Origin of the sequence: Hominimerdicola alba (genome assembly GCF_900112155.1) — a bacterium.
In the GTDB taxonomy this organism is placed as follows: domain Bacteria; phylum Bacillota; class Clostridia; order Oscillospirales; family Ruminococcaceae; genus Hominimerdicola; species Hominimerdicola alba_D.
Window position 1 is genome coordinate 1 of the sequence record NZ_FOKQ01000095.1, and the last position, 1,799, is coordinate 1,799.

Sequence of the window (1,799 nt, forward strand, 5' to 3'; positions counted from 1 at the left end):
ATTACTAACTTTCGCATCGTCAGTATTTACATTCTACACTGAGGTGTTCTTTTTTGCAACCCCTTGATTTGTTTGGTTACAGGAAGCTCCATTTCATCATAGTCTGATTCAAATTGTTCATCGTTTTCTTTCACGGCATCAATATATTTTTCTGCATATATATGCTAAAATAAAACTGAGCCACTTTGGCGCAAAATGATAATAAAAAAGTGAGCCACCAAAACAAAAATCCTGTATAATAAGAGAAGCTTATGTACAGGAGGAACAAGGAGTGGCAATAGCAATGGAGATCTATGAAAAGATCAGATATTATCATGAACATACTGATTACAGTCAGCGTAAGGTGGCACAGATGCTGGGTGTATCCCGAAATACCGTCAAGAAGTATTGGGAAGGACAAACTGTTCCTTGGGATCGTAAGCCCGGAAGCGGCAGAAAAAATGATGTCATTACTAATGAGGTCAGGATATTCATAATAAGCTGCCTTGAAGCGGACAAAACGGCACCTAAAAAGCAGCGTCATACTGCACGCAGGATATATGAGAGACTCGTATCCGAGCTTGGATTTGAAGGCTGTGAAGCGTCTGTGAGACGTGCTGTAGTCGAGCTTAGAGGAAGGATAAGCAACGTATTTGTTCCTCTCTCCTATGAGCCTGCTGAGGCTATACAGGTAGACTGGGGCGAGGCGACGATCGTACTTGCCGGGGTAAAGCAGAAGATACAGATATGGTGTATGCGCGAGTGTTTCAGCGGAGATATTTTCGTCACCGCCTTTTATCGTCAGAATGAGGAGAGCTTTTTAGAAGGCATTGTAAAGGGTCTTGAATATTTTGGTGGAACTCCCCGAAAGATCATCTTTGACAATGCAAGAGTTGCGGTAAAGGAAGGCTTCGGTCATCACGCTAAGGCAACAGATAAGTACCTGGCATTGTCGGCTCACTATTCGTTCAGACCGGTGTTCTGCAATCCTGCGCAGGGACATGAAAAAGGTCTTGTGGAAGGTCTGGTAGGATTGGTAAGAAGAAATTTCTTTGTGCCGATACCGAAGATATCTTCCGTCGAAAATCTTAATGCTCAGCTGCTTGAATACTGTCATAAGTACAGGAACCATAGGATTTCCGGAAAAAGCATGACCGTCGGAGAAATGTCTGAAAACTGCGGTGGGCATTGGATACCTCTGCCGCCTTATCGGTTCGATACATCCAATACCATTCAGGTAAAAGCCGATGACTTTTCGCTTGTGAAGTTTGATCACAACAAGTATTCCGTCCCGTATCGGTACAGCTCAAAAACGATAACTGTCAAAGGCAGCGGCAACAAAGTTAGAATGATATGCGACGGAGATATTATCGCTGAATATGAACGTGATTATCGTCACAATCAAACTCATTACTGCCTTCCTTTTCCTCAGATAGATAAGCTTCTCTGCGGCTGCCGGGACGCTTCTGAAAAGGCTTGGTATTGATGACTTCAAGGCGTTCTGCAACAGCATCTTTGACTTCTGCAAAAGAGTAAAATTTGCGTTCACGCAAAACAGCGGTTATCCAAGTCGTTGAGAAACCAACGGAGCGTTCAACGAGCCCTTTATCCTGCGGCTTGCGTACACGAGCTGGAACAATGGCAGTGCCGTAGTATTCAGCAAGTTCACGGTAGCTTTCATTCAGCTGCGTCTCATAGCGAGTATTCGCAGTCACACCTGTCTTTAGATTTAATGTTAAGAGGCAGTTAATGTAAAGTCAGCCATTACAAGGCGGTTTTTATTAGCATCGCATCAAAACTGACTTTACATTAACAAGAGA

Annotated in this window: 1 protein-coding gene; it reads left to right on the forward strand. The window is 43.5% G+C overall.

The features are described from left to right. Positions 1-271: 271 nt before the first annotated feature. The gene (istA, locus tag BM265_RS19450) at positions 272-1,465 is read left to right on the forward strand and encodes an IS21 family transposase (protein ID WP_074963563.1); all 1,194 of its coding nucleotides are present in this window, start codon (positions 272-274) and stop codon (positions 1,463-1,465) included. The last annotated feature ends 334 nt before the right edge of the window (positions 1,466-1,799 follow it).